This window comes from Streptomyces sp. NPDC046308, assembly GCF_055588065.1.
The window spans coordinates 301,728-322,707 of sequence record NZ_JBVJFB010000001.1 but is presented as its reverse complement, the minus strand read 5'-3'; the positions used below and the strand labels follow the sequence as shown (position 1 = coordinate 322,707).

Genomic DNA, 20,980 nt, shown 5'->3' with positions numbered 1-20,980 from the left:
CCGGCCGGTGGGAATCGGGCCACATGTCGGAACGAGCGGCATCTCCGCAGGTCACGAGGTGCTCCTGGGTGACCCGTCGGGAGCGGGTTTCGGTGTGTGGGCGGTCGGGTGGGAGGGTGGTGCTCGGACCTCCGGAGAGCCGAGCACCGGGTGGGGGGATGCCACGGCGTCCGGCCGATTACGGCTTCACGGTCGCTGTGGCGGTGAACCCGCAGCACTCGAAGGTCCGCACCGGCGCGCCCGACGTCTGTGTGATCCTTACGCCTTCGAGCACCGCGTTCGTGTCGACCACTGATGCGATGACCGCGACGCCGTGCACCCCACCCTTGATCCGGTCCTTGCGGACCGTGAACGAACCGTCCTGGAGGGCGATTCCGACGTACGAACTCCGCTGGATGTCGTTGTGGGCGATGTCGATCCCCACGCCTGCCACGTAGATCCCGACCTGGTTGCCGACGATCCGGTTGTGCTGCAGGACAGTGCCGGGCGCGTCGGCGACGATGCCCGCGTGCTGGAACTCGTTGAAGAAGTCCGGGCCGCAGTCCGGGTCGGGCTCCCGGCACTCGTTGTCGCTGATGGTGTTCCATGTGACGCGGCCGACCGCCCGACACGAACTCGATGCCGTCGGTCGACAGCGTCGGGTGCCCGGTGACGGTGCTGTGCTCGACGGTGGCGGTGGACCCTTCGTTGAGGACGACCACGCCCGCGCCCTGGTAGCCCGTGATCTTGGTGTCGTGGATGGTCGCGGAGCCCGTGCCGGTGGGCAGGTTCCCGACGAGGACGGCGTTCGCGCTGCGGAAGCAGGGCGCGGCGGGGGTGTCGGTGATGTGGGTGACGGCAGCATGGCCGAGGTCGAGACGAGCGCCCCCGAGCACGCGAATGCCGGAGCCGAGTGCGCCGTCGGCGCACGTGCCGGGGCCCGGTCCGCTGACTGCGAGCCGGGACAGCGAGACGGACGCACCGTTGTGGATCTCGACGATCGAGTTGCTGCCGTCGTCGCCGGGGGTCAGGGTCTGCGGAGCCTGGATCGTCGTCCTGCGATCGCCCGAGCCGGTGATCGACACGTCCTTGCCGATCACCACCTGCTCGCGGTAGACACCCGGCCGGACGGTGATCCGGTCACCGGGGGCGGCGACGTCGACCGCGGCCTGGATCGTCGGATAGCCGTGACGACGCAGAGGTCCAGGCGGGCGGCCGTCCTGAACCGTGTGGATCCGGGGGGTCCCCGGGACCTGCCTGCCGGAGGCCCGGCCGCGCCGCAAACCTATGGACGGCTGTGAGCAGAATGCGTCCCCGGGCGTCCGACACGGATTCGGGTTCCCCCTGCCAGCCCATCGTTCGGCCCCCCGACGCGGCGCCTCGTGGAGCACCGCGACGCCCGCGCAGATCCCCTGTTCCGCCACCCGGGATCGGCCACGGCCACGGCCACGGTCGGCAGCGGCCGGTGCCCCGCTCGTCAGGCTGGGCGAGTTCGTTCGTGCTCGTAGCCGACGGTAATGGAGCCGTGGTGGTTCGCTCCGCGATCGACCGCCCGTGTGGGCCCGGGTGGCCGGGAGCCGATGCGAAACCGCGTCTCTCCGGCTGCGCGGCGGACCTCCTCGGGCTCCAGGACGGCTCTGCTCGGCCTCGCCTCAGCGGCCTCGCCTCAACGGCCTGCCTCGACGGCCTCGTCCTGCGTGGACAAGCCTCCGCTTGCTCTTCCTAGGACCCCTAGGTTATATCTAGGGGCCCTAGGAAGCGGGAGGGTGCATGGCGCGGGCAGGGCTGACGGCGGAGCGGGTGACGATCGCGGGCGCCGAGTTGGCGGACGAGGTCGGGCTTGACCAGGTGACCATGTCGCAGTTGGCGCGGCGGCTGGGCGTGAAGGACGCGAGCCTCTACGCGCACGTCCGCGGCCTGGACGATCTGCGCGGCAGGATCGCGCTGTTGGCGGCAGACGAGAAGACCATCCGTATCGCGGAGGCGACCTCGGGGCGGGCGGGCAAGGACGCGCTGGTCGCCTTCGCCAACGCGTGGCGGGAGTACGCCCACGAGCATCCGGGGCGCTACACCGCGACGCAGACCCCGATCCAGATCGACCCGGAGCTGGATGCGAAGGCGGCCGGACCGCGACGCGCGGTCGAGCTGACCTACGGCATGCTGCGCGGCTACGGACTGGCCGAGCCCGACCTGACCGACGCGGTCCGGCTGCTGCGCAGCACGTTCCACGGGTTCGTCGCCTTGGAGGCCGCGGGCGGCTTCGCATACGAGCGTTCGCCCCAGCATTCCTGGGTCCGCGCCCTCGACGCCCTGCACACCCTCCTGGAGCACTGGCCCCCGTTCCGAGAAGGAGACTCCTCATGATTGCCCCGACCCGTGGCGGCCTGCGCGTGAACGGCGCGACCCTGCACTACGTGGTACGCGGCCAAGGCCCGCTCCTGCTGCTGATCCCCGGCGGAGCGGGCGGCGCGGCCTCCTACGACGGCATCGCCGCCGACCTGGCCGCCGCATACACCGTCGCGACCTACGACCCGCGCGGCATGTCCCGAAGCACGCTGGACGACCCCGAGGCCGAGCAGCGAGTCGCCGAGCACGCTGACGACGCGTACCGCCTCCTGGAACTGCTGTCGCCCGGAGAGCCCGCGCGGGTCTTCGGCGCCAGTTCGGGTGCGATCGCCGGCCTGCACCTGCTCGCCGCCCATCCCGAACGCGTAGAACGCCTCGTGGCGCACGAGCCACCGGTGGTGGAGGTCCTGCCCGACGCCCCCGAACACCGCGCACTCATCGCGCGCGTGCAGGAGACCTTCCGTGCGCAGGGACTCATGGCGGCGATGGCAATGTTCGCTGCGGGTCTGAAGAAGGACGGCGCCACCAGCGCGGCGAAGGCCGAGATCAGGCTTCCACCGCAGGCAGCGGCACGGGCCGAGCAGACGATGGCCGACCTGCCGTACTTCATCGGGCGCATCGTGCCCAGCTTCATGTCCTACACCCCGGACATCCACCGGCTGGAAGCCCTGTCGGACCGGCTCGTGCTCGCCTGCGGCCAGGAATCGCGCGGCGAGTTGCCGTACCGTCCGGCCGTCTTCCTGGCCGAGCGTCTCGGCACGGAACTCCTGCACCTCCCCGGCGGGCACACCGGCATGACCACGCATCCCACCGAGTTCGGCGAAATGCTGAGGAAAGCCTTCCGCGCCTGAACCCGAAGCCGACCCGCCTGGTCGACGCCACCACCCAAGAGGGCGCTGAACGTCCCCTTCGCAATCGGCCCTCCAGGGGCAATCCCGACAGGCACCTCCCGGACCCCGCTCGCTTCGCCCGACCAGCGTCGTGTGGGGCGCGGACGGAAAGGTGGCGTCCACGACTCGGCGGTCGTGCCCGGCTTCGTCCTGACCCGGGGCGCGGACCCCGGAACCGCTGCACCGCCCTAGGCACTGTCCGGCGGATCATGTGACTGTCGGATTGCCGGCTCGTTGTTCCCGGCATGGGGCGGGGTGATCTGACGAATACCGAGTGGGGCCGACTGGAGCCGCACCTGCCGGCGTCGGGGCAGCGTGGCGGCCGGTGGAACGACCACCGCAGGGTGATCAACGGGATCTTGTTCCGGGCGCGAACGGGCATATCGTGGCGGGACCTTTCTGAGCGTTTCGGCACCTGGAAGACCGTCTACGAGCGGCACCGGCGTTGGTCGGCGGACGGCACGTGGGACCGAATCCTGCATGCCGTCCAGGCGGACGCCGACCTCGCGGGCCGGATCGACTGGAGCATGGTCAGCGTCGATTCGACGTCATGCCGTGCTCATCAGCATTGCCGCCGGAGCCCGGAAGGAGAAGCCGCGGATCCCGAAAAAAGGAGGACGCGCCGGCACCACCGCCCCGACGAAGGACTCGGACGGTCCCGGGGCGGTCTGACCTGCAAGATCCACCTCGCCGGTGAGGGCGGATGCCGGCCCATGGCCTTCCTGCTCACGCCGGGCCAGTGGGGCGACGCGCCGCAGATGATTGAGGTCCTCGAACGCGTCGCCGTTCCCCGACCGCAGGGCGGACGGTCGCGCACCCGGCCGGACCACCTCGGCGGCGACAAGGCATACAGCTCACGCCGCAACCGCCGCTACCTGCGAAGACGCCAGATCAAGCACACCATCCCAGAACCGAAGGACCAGCGGGCCAAGCGCACAAGACGCGGAAGCAAGGGCGGTCGGCCCGCCGGCTTCAACAGCGAGATCTACAAACGCCGCAACGAGGTCGGGCGAACGATCAATCGGCTCAAGAACTCCCGGGCTGTCGCCACCCGCTACGACAAGAGGGCCTACGTCTTCCACGGCACGGTCACCGCCGCCGCAATCCGGCTCTGGCTCCGCCCGTGAGATGCGCCCTGCATCTGGGTACGCCCAGAACTGCTTAGCCGCCAGCAGCGTTGTCTCATACAGTGCCGAAGGTATGACGGCACTTTCATCCTTCACCTTCGTGCGCCACATAGACGGGCTTCGTTACCACTTCGAACGCGACGGCGAGCACAATGGCCGTCCTGCCTACCGCCGAACGGACGGGAACGTGCGGTGTGTCTGGTCGCCGACCGACGGCTGGCACTGCGAGATCGCTGACGGCCTCGTCACCGCCCATCCCCTCAATAGCCACGCAGACGAACCCGAACCCCCGGCCACCGTCTGGCGCAGCTTCAAAGGCGATCGCTCCTACCTCTACGATCTCCGGATCCTTGACCCCGAAGCATGATCCGCCGGACAGCGCCTAGCCGGGCTCGGTTCGCCCCTCCCCGCCGACAGTGGCACGCACGCCTTCGTCGACGGCGCGCTGCTGCCGAGCACCCTCGACTACCACTTGCTGAGCGAGGGCCTGGTCCACCTGCAGTACTAAGGGGCCCTGTTCGACGGTCTGCGTGACGAACTGACGCTCGCGTTCCCGCAGGCGCAGGCGCAGGCGCAAGCGTCGGCGAAAGGCGTGTGGGCCGGTGGTTGCGCGAAGTCGGACGTGGTGCCCTGGTCAAGCGTCACGGGGGCGGCATGACACAGCTGCTCACGCCGGGTCTGGCAGGTTCATCCGCGCGAGCTTGGCCGGGTCGACCACGGCGCCGATGGCGGTGATGCGGCCGTCTGTGACGGTGAACGCGAGTACGGAGAGAGGGGTCCCGTCCTCGCGCCAGGAGACGACTCCGGGAAGGCCGCCCACGAGGGCCGCCCGGCCCTGGATGGCAGCGCCGGCGGCCAGCCGCGCGCCGGCGGCGACCTTGGTGGCGCCGAGGGTGACAACCAAGCCGCCAGGGGTGTCGACAGCGAGCCGCACCTCGGGGTCGAGCACACGTAGCAGACCCTCGAAGTCTCCACTGCGGGCGGCCGCCAGGAAGGCGGACACCACTTGGCGCTGCTCCCGGTGTGCGCGGGCCGGCTGCTCGGTTGCCCGGACCTTTCTGCGGGCGCGGCTGGCGAGCATCTTGGCGGCGTCGGTGGATTTGCCGAGGATGCGGCCGATCTCATCGAAGGGCACCGCGAACAGGTCGTGCAGCACGAACGCCAGCCGCTCGCTGGGCCGAAGCGATTCGAGGACGACGAGGAGCGCGAGTCCGACCGAGTCCGCGAGCACCGCGTCGTCGTCCGGGGCGGGAGCGTCGTCGAGCGTCACCACGAGATCGGGCAGACGGTCGTCCAGGGATGCCTCGGGGCGGGCCTGGCGCGAGCGGAGGACGTCGAGGCTGATCCGGCCGACCACGGTGGTGAGCCAGCCGGCGAGGTTCTCGATGGTGGTCGGGTCCTGGCGGGAGAGCCGCAGCCAGGCTTCCTGGACCACGTCCTCGGCGTCGGCGTGCGATCCGAGCACGCGGTGGGCGACCGCACGCAGCCGGTCGCGCTGGACCTCGAACGCCTGGGCCACCGGGTCCGCCGAGCCGGTCTCGAACATGTTGTTACCTTCCCTGAATCCGCTCCGTCATGAGGGATGACGGGCCCGAAGGGGCTCAGGTAACCGCTGGAGGAGCACCATGCTGACGAACATCATGTACGTGACGCTCTATGTCACCGATCAGGAGCGCGCGCTGCGGTTCTACACGGACCAGCTCGGCCTGGAGAAGCGCGTCGACTACCCGGGGCCTGACGGACGCTTCCTCACCATAGGCGTCCCCGGCAGCCCGCTCGACATCATCCTCTGGCCCCACCCCACGGCCGCTGGGCAGCCGGCCGAGCTTCAGCCCGGCACCACACCCGGCCCGGTCTTCCTCGAGTCGGACGACCTGCACGCAGACTTCGAGGTGCTCCGGGGCCGCGGGGTTGCTTTCGACCAGCCCGAACCGGAGGACTACGGGTACGGGGTCCGCATCGAGGCAGTGGACCCCGACGGCAACCGGATCTCGCTGCGCCAGCGCGCCGCCTGGCAGAGCCGTGGCGATGGCTGACGTTCGTAGACCCGGCGTGGCCGGCGCCGTCCGGCTCCGGCCATCCCGGTCTCAGAACAACGACTGCGAGAGACCCAACGGTGTTGACCACAGACCCTGACGGACGAGGTACTCCGGCACGCCGATGACGATCAACTCAGTAGTCGCGCGACAGCGGGTCGACGACCTGGAGGCGGCCATCCCCTCCTGCGAGCGATTGACCGGCGAGGTGGCCGACCGCTTCGACTTCGCGGGTGGGCGCCTGGCGAGCGTCGGCCCCTTCCCAGCTGGTGCCACCGTGGTGATGCCGGCGCAACCCACCCCCAACGGCCGCCGAGCGGTGCTGCGGCACCCTCACGGGGGCGTGTACGAATACGTCGGCCTCTGACCTAGCTCATTTGATCGCCCGCTCGACCGTGTTGCGCTTCTTGTATCGGTCCTCGTCGAAGCCGGGCGGCCGTCCACCGCGTGCGCCTTGGCCCGCACTCCAGCACCAGGCCGAGACCGCGTGGCAGATCTCGTCGCCCGCCTGGTGGTCGGCGGCCCCCTTTGGTTCCGGGGCTGGGGGCGGATCGGTGCGCGCCGGCCGCCAGTCGTTGGGGCCCACGTACGGGATCTTGAGACCATGCGGAGCCCATGGCAGGCTCGTGCCGCATGATCGACGAATTCGCGAAGGACACCCTGCACGGGCGACTGCGGCGGGACCGCAAGGCGCTGCTCTGGAAACTCGACGGCTTGTCCGAATACGATGCCCGCCGACCTTTGACAGCGACCGGTACGAACCTCCTCGGTCTGGTCAAACACCTGGCCACCGTCGAGGCCAGGTATTTCGGCGAGGTCTTCGACCGCCCCTCCCCGGATCCGCTGCCGCGGTGGCAGGACTCCGACGGCAGCGATCTGTGGGCGACCGAGCACGAGACCCGTGATCAGATCATCGGGTTCTACCGGCGCACGTGGGAACACTCGGACGCGACGATCAACGAGCTTCCCCTCGACGCCCCCGGCCACGTGCCGTGGTGGCCGGAGCCTCATGCCGAGACGAACCTGTTCGCCATCATGGTCCATGTCCTCGGCGAGTCCATCCGGCATGCCGGGCAGGCCGACATCCTGCGTGAGGGCCTTGACGGCCGGACCGGGTTGCGCGCCGAACACGAGACGCAGATCGACGAGGAAGCGCGTGCAGCCCACTGCGCGAAGATCGAGCAAGCCGCCAGGTCGGCCGCACCACTCAAGGCTCACAGGGTGTCTCACGTGACGTGATGTTCGTGCGGCCTGGTGCCCGTCGCGGGTGCTGATCTATCGAAGTGTCTGGTCCTCGAACTCTGCTAGCGGGTAGCCTCGTTGCTGCCCTCATCCGCCCGCGCATCGCTGCTCCCGGCATGGAGGCGAACTCGAGGCCCGGGGCGCGGTGGAACGGACCGCGCCGGGGGACCACGGCGGCGCAGCCCCGTCGAACTCCGCGCGGGCAGGGCCTACTTCTCCGCCGAACACGTGGTCTGGCTGGGCGAGCGCGGGCTGGTCGCGCGCATCGTGCGGCGCGGCATCGAGTCCGGCGAACGCCTCGGTCGCGCCGCTGGAAGAACGATCGGTCGATCGCCTGTCTCTCCGGCTTAGGGCCCGAATTGGAACAACGGAAGACGTGGCCGGGTGGACAACCCGCTCCGCATGCCATTCGGGCGTGCTTGTCGCACGCTGAGAGGTGGGTGCCTGGCGGTCGGAAAGCCTACGGGAGGCGTCGTGACGGACTCGATTGGCTGGTGGCCGTGCCAAGTGTGCGGGAGCCAGGACTCGAAGGATGTGGAGTGGAGCGAGTTCTCCACGGAGGACGGTGTGACGTCGGCCCGGGTGCAGTGCAGGGGGTGCGGCACCGATCGCCGTGAGGCGGTCGGTCACCTCTGGGAGCCGGGGGCCGGCGAAGGTTCCCGGCGCGCGTAAATTCGAATGCACGTTCGCTCTGCTTTGCCGCCGGCGGCCGCCGAGAGCGGTGAGGTGTGTACGGCCGGTCGGCCGGAGGTCGTGCGCTTGGCGTGCCGGAGTGACCGGACAGCCGCACCCTGGAGGTATGGCCGACAGCGTGTACATCGTCGTCCACCCGCTCGCCGGAGACGGCCGGTCCGTCGTGGCGCACGTCCACGCCGAAGACCGGGCCCTGGGAGTCGCGCACAGCTTCCCCGGTGTGGTGGAGCTGCTCCGCGCGGCCGGCTTGGCGACGGCGGAGGGATGGCCCCCGATCCGGTGGCTGGGCGGGGGCCCGGAGGAGTGGAGCGAGTGACTGCTCCGGATGCTCTGGCAGGTCGTCGGCGGCAGTCTGGAGCCATGGAGCATGCGCCGATCCTCGTGCACCGCATTTCCGCGTCGGGCGGCCGGCGGGTCGTGATCCGGATCCGTGGCGTCGACACCGTCCTGGGCATCGCTCACTCGGACGGGGACCTGATCGAGTTCCTGCGGCGACTCGACGTCCCCGATCCGGATGCGCTGGTCCTCGGCGACTCCGAGGTCATCGCCTGGCAAGGTGGGAAGCCGCATGTGTACGAGTGAGTGCGGTGAGGAGGCTGGGCCTGGTCGACTGGGATTTCGTCGAGCCATAGGCGCGCCGTGCCCGATCGCAGGCAGTCTGGGCCTTGCTGTACGGCAGTAGGGCTGGGGGGTGGCTCGGCAGCGCCTTCACGGTCACGTTCTCAGGTTCATTCTCGCGGTCCGCAGGCGCGATTCCGCGCGATGCTCCCTCGCGGCTTAGACGTCGTTTCTTATGGCGTAGGCGTACGTTGAACCGTGCATGACTAATCTCGTTGAGCGGCTAGTGCCGGACGCGTTGGGGATTCCGTTCCGAGGGGTGTCGGCAGGGTGGAGGCCGGCGCCGGGCCGGTGACCGCGAGGCCTTGGCCGCGATCATCTTCGTGGCCACCTCGGGCTGCACCTGGCGGCGGCTCCCACCGGTGTTCGGCCCGAGCTGGCAGACGGTCTACCGGCGCTTCGCCCAGTGGGGCCAGGCCTGCGTCTGGGCTCGCCTCCATCGCGTCGTTCTCGACGAACTTGGCGCAAGAGGACAACTGGACTGGTCTCGTTGCGCGATTGACTCCGTCAGCCTGCGGGCTGCAAAAGGGGGCCACTGACCGGACCGAATCCGACCGACCGCGGCAAGTCAGGATCGAAAATCCACCTGATCACCGACCGCAACGGACTGCCGCTGTCGCTGGGCATCTCCGGCGCCAACATGCACGACAGCCAGGGCCTCGAACCGCTCGTGCGTGGCATTCCACCGATCCGATCCCGCCGAGGGCCTCGTCGACGGCGCCCTGGCAAGCTCCATGCGGACAAGGGCTACGACTACGAACATCTCCGCTGCTGGCTCCGCAAGCGAGGTATTCGACACCGCATCGCCCGCAGGGGCATCGAGTCTTCACAGCGGTTGGGCCGTCACCGCTGGGTCATCGAGAGGACGGTCTCCTGGCTCGCCGGCTGCCGCCGACTCCACCGCCGCTACGAGCGCAAGGCCGAGCACTTCCTCGCCTTCGCCGGGATCGCGGCGACCCTGATCTGCTGCCGCAGGCTGACCAAAGGAGGCGATGCTCACTAGCATCGCCCCCCATGATCACAGTAGTCGTTACCATCGCACTGGCGTTCGCAGGCTATGTAGCCACCTATCTCAACGGCTTGCGCCTGTCGCAGCGGCAAGAACGCATCGCCCGCTTGAATCGGCAGCTCAGCGATTTTTACGGACCGCTGTTCGCCCTCACGGAGGCCAACAGCCGTATCTTCGGCGCGTTCATGGAGCGCAACGCTCGTCCCGACGGCAGGTCGCCCTTCGTGCATGAGATACCGCCTTCCGAAGAGGAACTTGCCGAGTGGCGGTTGTGGGTCAGGACCGTCTTCCTCCCGAACATTCAGGCGATGCGCGACCTCGTCATCAAGCGCGCTGACCTCTTGAGTGAACCAGAGATGCCGCCGATCCTGCTTCAGCTGTGCGCACACGTTTCTGGCTACGAGATCACGGCCGCCCGGTGGGAACAGGGCAGCTACGACGAGCACCTGTCCGTGGTGCCCTTCCCCAGTGAGGAGATAGCCGCATACGCACGACACGGGTTCGCAGGCCTGAAGCAGCAGCAGGGCCGGTTGCTTGGGCGACGGTAGAACAGCTGACCAAGAGAAACGACCTCTTAGCTGACCCGGTGCCGGGCGAGGTCCGGGGGGCCCTCAGCGGGATCGTTGAATCTCCCGGCCGGGCGGCGGGAAGGGCTACGGGTACCCGCCCCGCCGAAGAAGTCCAACACTGGGAAGATCATCGGGTTCGGCTGCCTCGGCATCGTCGGCAGCAGGACAAGACGTCGAAGGCCCTGGACACCAAGCCGTCGTCGGCAGAGGCCCAGAAGAAGGCTGAGGCCGTGGTGGCGGCGAAGAAGGCAGGTCCGAAAAGCAGCGTCATCGCCCAGGGCAGCGACTGCACGGGTGTGTGGGTGACGGTCACGAACAACTCGTCGGAGCCGATCAATGTCAACCCGCTGCACTTCGCGATCACCGACACGAACGGCACCAAGCGCGTTGCCGAGCTGGGGGCGGACGAGAACCGGATCGCCACGGTGGAGCTCGCCCCGGGCGAAACGTGACCGGCGCGATCACCGGCCACGGGTCGTGCAGGCCGAAGTCCGTCACGTTCCCCGACGGGCTCATTGGTAAGTCAGTCCGGGCCCACGTGTCCTGACACTTCGTCGGCGTCCCCAGCGCCCCAACTCCCCGGCCGCTCCGAGGGGTGCTCCGGCGCGCACACGGGGGCGCACCGCGCCGCCGTACACCCCGACCGTGCAGCCGCCCTGTCGTGGGACGCTCCTGTTCGTGGGCGCGTCAACCGCCAGCCGACGACGGGCCAGTGGCAAGCCTCCGGAGACGCTGCTCCGGCCCGGGAACCGGCCCTGGCGGCGCGGCGACGACCAGGGGTGAGCGCTGCCGACCCTCACGAGAGCGGGCACGGACCAGCCAGCCTCGCCACCGTCCGACTCGCGGTCCTCAGGAACGGCACCCACCAGCTGCGCCGCGCCGGGTCCATCCGGGCCGCCCAAGGAGGAAGCGACCACTATGGCGGGCGGGCGCATCATGGGTTGGTGACAACATGGATGCGCTGCTACTGGGACGAGGAAGACGTCTGGTTCTACTTCGAGGTCGATGCCGAAGGCTGGGTGACCCGGCAGGTCGAACTCGAAGGGCCCGAGCTGACCCCGATCGCAGCTGCCTCTCTCGCCGAGTGGCAGCGGGCCTGCGACGCCGGCTGCCTCGATGGGTACGACAGCAGGTTCGGGACCACAGCCGAGCTGCCCGTCTCGGAATGGGACGGCCATGACCCTGAGCAACTCACCTCTGCGGGCTTCGAGGAGGTCTGGGATCGTGCCCGCCGGCATATCGCACCCCGACCCAGCTGACCTCGGCATGACCCCGAACCGGCAACCCGAGCCGGTCCGTGCGCTCACTCCTGCACACCCAGCACCGCTACCGGCGCCGCTCCCGGCACGGGCCGTCGCACGCTCATTCGAGCCGGCCCGTCCTCCCGGGGCGGCCGGCGTATCGGCGGGGGCGAGCCGACCGTGCCGGGCGCGGAGGGCGGGTCCGGCGGGTGTCACGCCCGGCACGTGATCATTTGGCGGAGGGATCGCGGTGGGCGGGTGCCCAGAAGGCAGTCAGGTGACCTGCGCGACCATCACCCGAGGTCAGGTCCTCCCACCGGCCCGGAAGGTCTACCACCACGACGCCGGACGTCGGGAGCTCTTCCCTCAGCCGTTCCAGTAGGTCCGGCGGGCCGTCCCCGCACAGAGACGTGGCCAGCTCGTGGATGCCCGTGTTGTGGCCGACCAGCATCACGGGGCTCCGCCCCGCTCCCTGCTCGGCCAGCACGGCGGCCAGCACGTCCGGTGCCGCGTTGTAGAGCCTGTCGTCCCAGACGACGGGCGGCGCGTCCGGCAGCGCCGGGGCGATCAGCTCCCATGTCTCCCGCGTCCTTCGGGCCGGCGAACACAACACCAGATGGGGCTCGAAGCCCGACTCGGCAAGCCAACGGCCCGTTCGCGGCGCGTCAGCTCGTCCGCGGTCGCTCAGGGAGCGTTCGAAGTCCTCGGCCACATGCTTGGGCACGGCCTTCGCATGGCGGACCAGCAGCAGTCGACACCCTGCCGCTGAGGCCGAGGAGGGCCGGTACGCCGAGTGTGGAGCTGGTGCGGGATCTGAGGACACGATCATCTCCTCCTTCGCCGCGGGACGGAGGCACGAGTACTCGCAACTCGCACCTCGCGCCTGCCCTCGTTCGGCCGTGTCAGCGCGTCAAATGGCATCCGGCCGGGCCGGCCCCGTCGGTACCGCTCAGAGGTCCAGCAATATGGCGTAGGCAAGGAAGAAGAGGGCGCAGACCAGGGCCAGCAGGCAGATCAGCACGAGAGGGCCCATGGCCCAGCCGCGGGTAAGGGGGCGGTACGGACCCGCGCCGGAGCCGGTGCTCGACTCGCCGGGCGGAGTCTCGCCCGGCGGTACGCCACCCTGCGGTGGGGGCGTGCCCTGCGGGCTCGGGTGTGGAACGGGTGCGGACATGTCTGACTCCTCACCGCGAAAGGCCGAGTCCGCCCTTCCGGCAGGTCGGCCTGGGCTGTCCGGCGCCTACCCGCCCCCCGGCAGCCCACTCCTCGAGCTGCCCCAGCAGGCCGTGCCTCCCCGGCAGCAGACGGCCGGCGTCCGCGCGGCGGACGCGTGGACCGGGACGGCCGGCATCGTCGGCCCCGGCCGGTGTCAACGCCGACAGGAGCGATTCGGTGATCTACGCGGGTTCGGGCACCGGGAGACCGGACCGCGGGCGGCCGCGGGAATGGGGGGACGTCGGACACCACCGCGTGCGGCTGCCGCCGGCTGTCGGCGAGCCGGGCGGCCCGGCCCCGCGCGTGACCGTCTCGGCAGTGCTTCGGTTGGCCCCGGCGGGGCGCCGCCCGAGTCGTCAGCGCCGTCGGAACGCCCGTGTACCCGCCGTACGACCGCGCAACGTAGCGGACCAGCCGTCGCCCCGCACGGAGGACGGGCGCCCGGAGAGAAGACGCATCCGGTGCCTGCGGCCTGGTGACAGAGCCATCGTGGGCGTGCACGGCCCGTGGCCCTTCATCGGCGGCGTCGAAGACCAGGCGTGCGCCGCGACGGAGGAAGTGACGCGCCCGGCCGGGATCGACGCTCGGATGCGGATCTTGTGCCCTCCGGTTCAGGACCGCCCGGCGGGGAAGGCGCGCAAGAGCCGAACGCCGGGCGCGAGGCGGCGCGCAGCCGCCCCGCTCCGACGCGACCGCGGCGGTCCACCGTGGGTGACCGACACCCGACGAGGTGACCGCCGCCCCGACGAAGGGAGTGAGCACCATGCGCATCGCGTTTCTGACCGCCCCGGAGGGTGTGGAGGAGGTCGAGCTCACCGTGCCGTGGAAGGCGGTCGAGACGGCCGGCTGGACCCCGCAGCTCGTATCAACCGAGCCCGGACGGGTGCAGGCGTTCAACCACCTCGACAAGGCGAACACCTACCCCGTCGACCACCTGCTGGCCGGCGATACCTCGGACGCCTTCGACGCGCTCGTGCTGCCCGGCGGTGTCGCCAATCCGGACGCACTGCGCATGAACGAACGCGCCGTCGGCTTCGTCCGGAGCTTCTTCGACACGGGCAAGCCGGTCGCGGCGATCTGCCACGCGCCCTGGACCCTGATCGAAGCCGACGTCGTACGCGGCAGGACGCTGACGTCGTGGCCCAGCCTGGCGACCGACATCCGCAACGCGGGAGGCACCTGGGTCGACGAGGAAGTGCAGGTGTGCCACGCGGCTCCGGCAACGCTGATCAGCAGCCGCAAGCCCGACGACCTCGACGCCTTCTGCACCACGTTCGTGAAGGAGTTCACCCTCGCCGCGCAGGCGTGACGGCACGGTGCCCGTCCTGCGGGCCCTCGTGGACGCAGGCAGTACGGAGCGAGCCGGTCACGCCAGGGGGCTGCCTCGTCCCGCCGACGGCAGCACCCCGCAGCGCCTTCGCGGTCCGGGGTTCACGCGGCGTCCGTCCGACAGCGCGGGGGCCCGGTTCTCAGAGAGTGCCGAGGTCCGAACTCACCCACCGCTGAGGACGCATGTGGATCACGAGCTGTTCCCCGTGTTCCTTCCAGGCGAAGTCGACGTAGCCCGCGACCTTGTCCGCCGGCAGGTAGCGGGTGGAGATTTCCACCAGCTGTTCGCGCGTGGCGGGGACGGTGGAGATGACCGGTCCCTCGACCGATACGTACCGGGGCGTGGGCTCCAGGCGATCCACCATCAGTGTGAACCGGCCCGCGACCCGGATCAGATCGGCCTTGCGCGAGTCCCGTCCGGTCATGATCCAGATGTCGCCGCCCGGTGCGTACTGGTACCAGATGGGGACCGCGAGCGGCGCCCGGTCACCCTCCGCTCCCGCGTTCACCGCGAACGCGGCGACGTGGGGCTCGGCGAGGAACTGCTCACGTTCGGTACGGGACAGGGCCACGGCACACTCCTTCGACAGTCGAATCCTCTGAAGAGTCCCTTCCCCGGGAACCTTGCCCCGCTGCGCGCCGGTTCCCCGTCCGGCCGATGGCGATCGCGAAGCGGGCGAGGCCTTCCGCGTCTGCTGCAGTACCGGAAGCTTCTTTTCGTCCTCTTGACGATATGGGGGGTGTCTCGTTATCGTCGCATTGACGAAATGAAGGGGGTTCGCCATGGCCGACATAACCCGCCGCTTCGGCTGGCGTCATCTGCGCTCCGCGCACACGGCCCACATCCGCCACCACAAGCGCGGCCGACTCGTCCACGACGGGCGGGGGCTCAGTTTCTGGTACCGGTCGCTGTCGGCGGCGCTCTCCGAAGTGCCCGTCGACGACCGGGAGCTGGCCATGGCGTTCCACGCCCGTACGTCCGACTTCCAGGACGTCGCCGTACAGGCCACCGTCACCTACCGGATCAGCGACCCGGCCCAGGCCGCGGACCGCCTCGACTTCTCCGTGGACCCGGACACCGGGAGCTGGCGCGGCGCCCCCTTGGAGCAGATCGCCACTCTCCTCACCGAGACCGCGCAGCAGCACACGCTGGACGTGCTGGCCCGGACCCCGCTGGCCGTCGCCCTGGTGGACGGCGTCGCCTCCGTACGGGGGAGTGTCGCCGCCGGTCTCGCCGCCGAGCCCAGGCTCGCGGCCACCGGCATCGACGTCGTGACGGTGCGGGTCGTGGCGATCCGCCCCGAGGCCGAGGTGGAGCGCGCCCTGCGCACCCCGGCCCGCGAGCAGATCCAGCAGGAGGCGGACCGGGCCACCTACGAACGGCGGGCCGTGGCCGTGGAGCGCGAGCGCGCCATCGCCGAGAACGAGCTGGCCAGCCAGATCGAACTGGCGCGGCGCGAGGAGCAGCTCATCGACCAGCGCGGCACCAACGCCCGCCGCGAGGCCGAGGAGAAGGCCGCGGCGGACGGCATCCGGACCGAGACCGAGGCGGCCCGCAAGGTCCGCCTGGCCCGCGCGGACGCCGAGGCGGCGCGGGAGACGGGTGCTGCGCGCGCCGAGGTGCAGGCCGCCTGGCTGCGGGTGCACGACGAAGCCGGTCCGGGCACCCTGCACGCCCTGGCCGCGACGCGGCTGGCGGAGAACCTGCCGCGGATCGAGAGCATCACGCTCTCTCCCGACGTGCTCACCGGGCTCCTGTCCAGGATCGGACGTCCGGAAGGCGGCACCAGGACCGGACGTGCGGAAGGCGGCGCGGGCGCGTGAGCCTGGCCCCGCGAGCGGTGCTCGTGCACCGCAGGACCGAGTACGAGGAACTGCTCGCCCGGCACGGGACGCACGGGCAGGCCGCCTTCTTCCTTTCCAGCCGGGGCCGGTCGATCGACGAGGTCGTCCGTCGCCACGAGCGCACGCGGCAGGCGCTGCGGGAGGTGACGGCGGCGGTGCCGCTCACCTGGCGCAGCTCCCGGGTGGAGCGGGCGGACCTGGACCGCTTCCTGTTCGCCCCGGAGGACGTGGTGGTGGTGGTCGGCCAGGACGGCCTGGTCGCCAACACCGCGAAGTATCTGCGCGGACAGCCGGTGGTGGGCATCGACACCGACCCGGGGCGCAACCCGGGGGTCCTGGTCCGTCACCGCTGCACCGACGCGGCCGCCTTGCTGCGCGCGGCGACCGACGCCGGGGGCCGGGCGGAGGAGCTGACGATGGTCGAGGCCGTCGCCGACGACACCCAGCGCCTTCTCGCGCTGAACGAGATCTACCTGGGCTCGCCCGGTCACCAGACGGCCCGTTACCGCCTGGGCTCCGACGGCGAGGACGGCCCGGGCGAGGCCCAGGCGTCCTCCGGGGTGCTGGTGGGCACCGGCACGGGCGCCACCGGATGGCTGCGGTCCCTGTGGCTGGAGCGCGGCAGCCCCCTGGGGCTGCCCGCGTCCCGCGACAGGCGGCTCCTGTGGTTCGTACGCGAGGCCTGGCCGTCCCCCGCGACCGGAACGACGAAGGTCGCCGGGGAGCTGGGGTGGGGGCAGGGGCTGCGACTGACCGTGGAGTCGGACCGGATCGTGGTCTTCGGCGACGGAATGGAGAGCGACGCCCTGGAGCTGACCTGGGGTCAGAGCGTACGGCTGGGCATCGCGGAAACGTCGCTGCGCCTGGTGACGTGAGCACCCTGCCCGGCCGTGGCTGCCGCCACCGTCCACTCCGGCGGGCAGCGGCGGCGCCCACCGGCGGTCGCCATGGCCCGGGAGGTCGGGCTTGGCGGCTGGGCGTGGCGGCGTGGCGGCGTGAACGCGGGTGCCGTGCCGGTTGCCCCCCGTGTGCCGCTGCGGCTGCGGCTGCGGGGACGGTATCGGGCTCTGCCGCGGGACCGCGCACCCAACGGCACCGTTTGTTTGGGGCCGCCGGGGTGTGGGCGGGGGCGTGGAGGGGGCAGGCTCGCAGACGGGATGCGGCCGGGCTGCCGGCGGGGACGTGGGGGAGGGCGGTGTGCCGGTGGACTGGGACTGGTGGACGGTGGACTTCGGGGACGCGCACGCGGGCGCGGCGGGTGTGCTCGTCGGCGGCCGCGAGCCGGGTCCGGTGTACTTCGACGTCGGGAGCGGTTCGGCCGGGCCGTCGACCACGCACGGGTCGGCGTACGACGGCAGGCGCCGCCCCCCGCCGAGGCCATCCGGGCGGTGTGCGCGTGCGGATGGCGGAGCCCGGCCCAGTACCCTCTGGACTGGGACAGGATCGGCGAGCTACCCCTGTACGAGGCGGGCGTCGACCTCACCGGACCGCTCGCGGACTGGACCGCGCACCTGTCCGTCGTCCGCGATGCCGCAATGCCGCTGTCCGAACCGTTGGCCGCCCTCCTCGTCCGGATCACCGAGCAGCTGACCTGCACGGCCGCGGACGCCCCGCTGGCCGCGCTGCGCGCCGCCGGAGTGCTGGAGCGGATCGCCGCCCGCGTGAGCCGGGCGGCTGCCGCCTCGCTGTGTGACGACGGCATGTCCGCCGAAGCAGTGGCCACCGCGCTCGGCACTACCTCTTCCCGGGCCCTGGTCCTGCTCCTGACCGCGCAGGACGGCTGATGGCGCGCACCGGGGCGCGTGCTGCCTGTCGTCCGGCTCGTCACCGTGTCCCGTCGGGCAGCCCCTTCGGCGGGCGTGTGAATGCGGAGCGTGTCGGCCACGGGCCTTGATCACCCCGGTCTACGGTGGATCCGAGGTCCGGCGCGCCGGGCCGCCCCGGACAGCGCGGGTCCCAGGCGTGGTCGCCGAGTCCGTCGGGGCAGTCGTCGTCCCGTACGCCTTCACCCGCGAGGAGCGGCACATGAGCCCGACATCAGGGACGACCGGCACCGTACGCAAGGCGCACGCCTACGCCGACGCCTACGCCGTCTGACCTCGACCAGCGATGCGATCCGAGCTGCCACCTGGCCGGGGAAACGGTCGGCCGTGACCGGACAGGAAACGTCCGACACGGACCGTACGAGCCCGCGGGAGCCGGGGCCGAGATCCGCCGTCCACACCGAGAGCCGCTGGCCGATGGCCGCGGCGGTCATCGCCTCCGCGGTCCTCACCCTGCTCCTGCCCGACGACCTGCGCCTCGGACCCCGATGGGCGCTTCCCGTCACCGAAGCCCTCCTGCTGGTGGCGCTGATCTCCGGAGACCCCGGCCGGATCAGCCGCCGCTCCACGGTCCTGCGCTCGGTCGCGATCGCCCTGGTCGTCGTGCTCGCGGGCAGCGCCATGTGGTCGACCGTCCAGCTGCTCGACGATCTTATCCACGGCGGGAGCGAGACCAACTCCGCCAATGCCCTCCTGCTGGCCGGCGGCAGCGTCTGGGCCACCACCGTTCTCGCCTTCTCCCTCCTGTACTTCGAACTCGACAGCGGCGGGCCGGCCGCCCGGGCCCACCACATGCCCCACACACCGGCGCTCGCCTTTCCCCAACAGCTCAGTCCCGAACTGAGCAGCCCGCACTGGCGCCCCCACTACATCGACTACCTCTACCTCGGGTTCACCAACTCCACCGCGCTGAGCCCCACCGACGTCATGCCACTCGCCCCGTGGGCCAAGAGCGTCATGACGATCCAGTCCATCCTGTCCCTCATGATCCTGGGCCTCGTCGTCGCCAGGGCCGTGAACGTCCTGGCCTGAGGGGGCCGGCGCCGGCCGATCAGGGGGATGTCGTCGACGAGTTCGCGGGCATCGGCTTGTTCGTCACGGCGCGGTCCGGTCGGGGAGGGGGTGGTCAGGGCTGGTCGGTGGAGTGAACAGTGCCCGGACGGTTTCGGTGGCCAGGTCGCGCAGCCAGCTGTGGGCGCGGTCGTTGTCGTAGCGCTGGTGCCACAGCAGGTACAGGGGGACGTCGGGCAGGGGGAGCGGCGGCGGCAGTGTGGCCAGGCCGAGTTGTTCCCGTGCCGTGCGGGTGACCGCGTCGGGGAGGGTGACGACCAGGTCGGTGTCGAGGGCGAGTTGCAGGGCGAAGGCTGCGGTGGGCCCGGCGGCGACGACGCGGCGCTTTAGGCCGCGTGTGGTCAGGGCGTCGTCGATCGGGTCGCGCAGGCTTCCGCGCCGCGAAACGGTGAGGTGGTCGGCGGCTGCGTAGCGCTCGAGGCTCAGCGGGCCTTCGGTGAGCGGGTGGCCCGGCCGGACGGCGACGACCAACCGGTCCGTGCCGACGAGGCGGTGCCGGATGTCGGGGAGCGTCGGAGTGCTGGAGCTCGATTCGAGGTCGACCTCGCCCCGGCGCAACTCGGCGTCGTCCGTCCCGGGTTCGGCGGACATGCGCAGCCGGACGCCGGGAGCCCGTCGGTGGACGGCGGTGATGAGGGCGGTGCCGGAGGCTGCGGTCAGGGCGTCGTGCCAGCGCACGGTGAACACCCGGTCGAGATCCGCCAGGTCGAGTTCCTGCTGTGCGGAGAGAAGTTGGTGGGCCTGCTGTACGAGGGTGTGGACCTGGGCGCGCATGGCCAACGCGCGGGTGGTGGGGACCATGCTGCGGCCGGTGCGGACCAGGATCTGGTCTCCGGTGGCCTTGCGGATGCGGCCCAGGGAGCGGCTCATCGCCGGGGAGGTGACGTGGAGGCGTGCTGCGGCGCCGGCGACGCTGCCTTCTTCCAGCAGGGCGTCCAGGGCCGTGAGCAGATTCAGGTCCAGTTGCATGGCTGTAACTCTACAAGTGACAAGCATGCACTTGTTGTTAATGATCGGGCGGCCTACCTTCGAAGTGCGGGGGCGAGAACACCGCCCCGCTTCGACAGATCCGACTGGATCGACAGACCCCCAGGGAGCCCACCATGAGCACAGCCATGCCTTTCGACGCCGGTACCACGCTCCTGTCCGACGTGACCGCCGCGGTGAAGACCGCCGGCCGCACGCTGCGCGACCGCCACACCCCGCACGCCCGGGGCGTGAGCCTGGACGAGGTCGTCGCCCAGATCCACGCCAACGACGACGCGGTGCTGGACGTGCTGCGGGAACCGCTGCTGCGGGCCCGGCCGGGGTCGCAGTGGGCCGAGGACGAGCTGGCCGGCGGGGCGCTCCCGGCCGGGGAGTGGTGGGTCGTCGACCCCGCCGAGGGCAACATCAACCACGTGCACGGCCTGGATGACTGGGCCGTCACCGCCACCCTGGTCAGCGAAAACCAGCCGGTCCTCACCGTCGTCCACCTGCCGCTGACCGGCGACACCTACACCGCCGTCGCCGGCGGCGGCGCCCACCTCAACGAACGCCCCCTGGAGGTGTCCGCCAAGACCGACCTGGGCGCCGCGCTCATCGGCACCGGCCAGGCCAAGCCCGGCGAGGCCGAGCGCACCTTCCGGCGGATCGGTGACTCCGTCACCGCCATGCTCGTCAACGGCCTGGTCGTACGCGTGTCCGTTCCCGCCACGATGCAGCTCATCCACGTCGCCGCCGGACGCATGGACGCGTTCTGGCAGTTCTCCGACGTCCGCTCCGGCCTCGTCGCCGGCGCCCTGCTGGTCTCCGAGGCCGGAGGCACCGTCACCGACCTTGCGGGCGAACCCTGGAACACCGGCAGCCGCGACTTCCTCGCCGCCGCCCCCGGCCTCCACGCCGCCACCCTCAAGGTCCTCTCGCAGATCGCCTGACCGGACGCCTCCGCTCTTCCCACCCGATACC

The 20,980-nt window shown here is 70.8% G+C and carries 26 protein-coding genes and 1 pseudogene; 20 read left to right on the top strand and 7 right to left on the bottom strand.

The genetic code is table 11. From position 1 onward, the window contains the following. Window positions 1-178: 178 nt before the first annotated feature. On the bottom strand, window positions 179-424 hold the full coding sequence (locus ACZ6JT_RS01495) for a hypothetical protein (RefSeq protein WP_469206023.1): 246 nt from the start codon (window positions 422-424) through the stop codon (window positions 179-181). A gap of 1,325 nt (window positions 425-1,749) precedes the next feature. Here ACZ6JT_RS01495 and ACZ6JT_RS01490 point away from each other — a divergent pair. From ACZ6JT_RS01490 to ACZ6JT_RS01475, 4 genes are all read left to right on the top strand, one after another. Next, window positions 1,750-2,343 (top strand): TetR/AcrR family transcriptional regulator, encoded by a 594-nt coding sequence (locus ACZ6JT_RS01490; protein WP_469206021.1) that lies wholly within the window; start codon window positions 1,750-1,752, stop codon window positions 2,341-2,343. Next, complete coding sequence (locus ACZ6JT_RS01485) at window positions 2,340-3,176, top strand: alpha/beta fold hydrolase (protein WP_469206019.1); 837 nt, start codon at window positions 2,340-2,342, stop codon at window positions 3,174-3,176. Before ACZ6JT_RS01490 ends, ACZ6JT_RS01485 begins: the two co-directional genes overlap by 4 nt. Window positions 3,177-3,460: 284 nt before the next feature. Further along, on the top strand, window positions 3,461-4,342 hold the full coding sequence (locus ACZ6JT_RS01480; protein WP_469206017.1) for an IS5 family transposase: 882 nt from the start codon (window positions 3,461-3,463) through the stop codon (window positions 4,340-4,342). A gap of 73 nt (window positions 4,343-4,415) precedes the next feature. Next, a complete protein-coding gene (locus ACZ6JT_RS01475) occupies window positions 4,416-4,709 on the top strand; it encodes a PH domain-containing protein (protein ID WP_469206015.1) in 294 nt (97 codons plus the stop codon). Between the two features lie 300 nt (window positions 4,710-5,009). Here ACZ6JT_RS01475 and ACZ6JT_RS01470 read toward each other — a convergent pair whose 3' ends face one another. After that, complete coding sequence (locus ACZ6JT_RS01470; RefSeq protein ID WP_469206013.1) at window positions 5,010-5,888, bottom strand: sigma-70 family RNA polymerase sigma factor; 879 nt, start codon at window positions 5,886-5,888, stop codon at window positions 5,010-5,012. Between the two features lie 79 nt (window positions 5,889-5,967). Between ACZ6JT_RS01470 and ACZ6JT_RS01465 the strand changes: the two genes are divergently transcribed. Then, window positions 5,968-6,378: a VOC family protein gene (locus ACZ6JT_RS01465; protein ID WP_469206011.1), complete on the top strand. Its 411-nt coding sequence runs from the start codon at window positions 5,968-5,970 to the stop codon at window positions 6,376-6,378. A gap of 124 nt (window positions 6,379-6,502) precedes the next feature. Beyond that, window positions 6,503-6,745 carry a VOC family protein gene (locus tag ACZ6JT_RS01460; RefSeq protein ID WP_469206010.1) on the top strand — a complete coding sequence of 81 codons (243 nt, stop codon included), beginning with the start codon at window positions 6,503-6,505 and terminating at the stop codon, window positions 6,743-6,745. Between the two features lie 6 nt (window positions 6,746-6,751). On the opposite strand, the gene ACZ6JT_RS01455 is transcribed toward ACZ6JT_RS01460, so the two are convergent. Then, window positions 6,752-6,964 (bottom strand): hypothetical protein, encoded by a 213-nt coding sequence (locus ACZ6JT_RS01455; protein ID WP_469206008.1) that lies wholly within the window; start codon window positions 6,962-6,964, stop codon window positions 6,752-6,754. A 47-nt stretch (window positions 6,965-7,011) separates the two neighbouring features. On the opposite strand from ACZ6JT_RS01455, the gene ACZ6JT_RS01450 reads away from it, so the two are divergent. From ACZ6JT_RS01450 to ACZ6JT_RS01420, 7 genes and pseudogenes are all read left to right on the top strand, one after another. Beyond that, window positions 7,012-7,617 (top strand): DinB family protein, encoded by a 606-nt coding sequence (locus tag ACZ6JT_RS01450; protein ID WP_469206005.1) that lies wholly within the window; start codon window positions 7,012-7,014, stop codon window positions 7,615-7,617. A gap of 802 nt (window positions 7,618-8,419) precedes the next feature. Further along, a complete protein-coding gene (locus tag ACZ6JT_RS01445; RefSeq protein WP_469206003.1) occupies window positions 8,420-8,629 on the top strand; it encodes a hypothetical protein in 210 nt (69 codons plus the stop codon). 44 nt (window positions 8,630-8,673) lie between these two features. After that, window positions 8,674-8,895, top strand: a complete 222-nt coding sequence (locus ACZ6JT_RS01440) for a hypothetical protein (RefSeq protein ID WP_469206001.1) — start codon at window positions 8,674-8,676, stop codon at window positions 8,893-8,895. Window positions 8,896-9,185: 290 nt separating this feature from the next. Then, a pseudogene (locus tag ACZ6JT_RS01435) lies at window positions 9,186-9,934 on the top strand (IS5 family transposase); the annotation flags it as partial. A gap of 11 nt (window positions 9,935-9,945) precedes the next feature. Beyond that, window positions 9,946-10,488 (top strand): hypothetical protein, encoded by a 543-nt coding sequence (locus tag ACZ6JT_RS01430; protein WP_392062894.1) that lies wholly within the window; start codon window positions 9,946-9,948, stop codon window positions 10,486-10,488. A 38-nt stretch (window positions 10,489-10,526) separates the two neighbouring features. Further along, complete coding sequence (locus tag ACZ6JT_RS01425; protein WP_469205998.1) at window positions 10,527-10,961, top strand: DUF4352 domain-containing protein; 435 nt, start codon at window positions 10,527-10,529, stop codon at window positions 10,959-10,961. 504 nt (window positions 10,962-11,465) lie between these two features. Next, complete coding sequence (locus ACZ6JT_RS01420; RefSeq protein WP_469208124.1) at window positions 11,466-11,768, top strand: hypothetical protein; 303 nt, start codon at window positions 11,466-11,468, stop codon at window positions 11,766-11,768. 211 nt (window positions 11,769-11,979) lie between these two features. Here the strand turns inward: ACZ6JT_RS01420 and ACZ6JT_RS01415 are convergent, their stop codons facing one another. Then, window positions 11,980-12,579: a SixA phosphatase family protein gene (locus tag ACZ6JT_RS01415; protein ID WP_469205997.1), complete on the bottom strand. Its 600-nt coding sequence runs from the start codon at window positions 12,577-12,579 to the stop codon at window positions 11,980-11,982. 120 nt (window positions 12,580-12,699) lie between these two features. Continuing rightward, window positions 12,700-12,924, bottom strand: a complete 225-nt coding sequence (locus ACZ6JT_RS01410; RefSeq protein WP_469205995.1) for a DUF6480 family protein — start codon at window positions 12,922-12,924, stop codon at window positions 12,700-12,702. A gap of 804 nt (window positions 12,925-13,728) precedes the next feature. Between ACZ6JT_RS01410 and ACZ6JT_RS01405 the strand changes: the two genes are divergently transcribed. Continuing rightward, a complete protein-coding gene (locus ACZ6JT_RS01405; RefSeq protein WP_469205993.1) occupies window positions 13,729-14,274 on the top strand; it encodes a type 1 glutamine amidotransferase domain-containing protein in 546 nt (181 codons plus the stop codon). A gap of 160 nt (window positions 14,275-14,434) precedes the next feature. On the opposite strand, the gene ACZ6JT_RS01400 is transcribed toward ACZ6JT_RS01405, so the two are convergent. Next, on the bottom strand, window positions 14,435-14,866 hold the full coding sequence (locus ACZ6JT_RS01400; protein WP_469205991.1) for a pyridoxamine 5'-phosphate oxidase family protein: 432 nt from the start codon (window positions 14,864-14,866) through the stop codon (window positions 14,435-14,437). A 211-nt stretch (window positions 14,867-15,077) separates the two neighbouring features. On the opposite strand from ACZ6JT_RS01400, the gene ACZ6JT_RS01395 reads away from it, so the two are divergent. The 5 genes from ACZ6JT_RS01395 (at window position 15,078) to ACZ6JT_RS01375 (ending at window position 18,994) form a co-directional block, all read left to right on the top strand. Next, a complete protein-coding gene (locus ACZ6JT_RS01395; RefSeq protein ID WP_469205989.1) occupies window positions 15,078-16,118 on the top strand; it encodes an SPFH domain-containing protein in 1,041 nt (346 codons plus the stop codon). Next, window positions 16,115-17,014, top strand: coding sequence for a hypothetical protein (locus ACZ6JT_RS01390; protein WP_469205987.1), 900 nt, complete (start codon window positions 16,115-16,117; stop codon window positions 17,012-17,014). The genes ACZ6JT_RS01395 and ACZ6JT_RS01390 overlap by 4 nt, the downstream gene beginning before the upstream one ends. Window positions 17,015-17,527: 513 nt before the next feature. Beyond that, window positions 17,528-17,923 carry a hypothetical protein gene (locus tag ACZ6JT_RS01385; RefSeq protein ID WP_469205986.1) on the top strand — a complete coding sequence of 132 codons (396 nt, stop codon included), beginning with the start codon at window positions 17,528-17,530 and terminating at the stop codon, window positions 17,921-17,923. A 178-nt stretch (window positions 17,924-18,101) separates the two neighbouring features. Further along, a complete protein-coding gene (locus ACZ6JT_RS01380; protein WP_469205984.1) occupies window positions 18,102-18,236 on the top strand; it encodes a hypothetical protein in 135 nt (44 codons plus the stop codon). Window positions 18,237-18,289: 53 nt separating this feature from the next. Continuing rightward, window positions 18,290-18,994, top strand: a complete 705-nt coding sequence (locus ACZ6JT_RS01375; RefSeq protein ID WP_469205982.1) for a hypothetical protein — start codon at window positions 18,290-18,292, stop codon at window positions 18,992-18,994. Between the two features lie 63 nt (window positions 18,995-19,057). Here ACZ6JT_RS01375 and ACZ6JT_RS01370 read toward each other — a convergent pair whose 3' ends face one another. Beyond that, window positions 19,058-20,002 (bottom strand): LysR family transcriptional regulator, encoded by a 945-nt coding sequence (locus ACZ6JT_RS01370; protein WP_469205980.1) that lies wholly within the window; start codon window positions 20,000-20,002, stop codon window positions 19,058-19,060. Between the two features lie 134 nt (window positions 20,003-20,136). Here ACZ6JT_RS01370 and ACZ6JT_RS01365 point away from each other — a divergent pair, with 134 nt between their 5' ends. Next, on the top strand, window positions 20,137-20,949 hold the full coding sequence (locus ACZ6JT_RS01365) for an inositol monophosphatase family protein (RefSeq protein ID WP_469205978.1): 813 nt from the start codon (window positions 20,137-20,139) through the stop codon (window positions 20,947-20,949). The last annotated feature ends 31 nt before the right edge of the window (window positions 20,950-20,980 follow it).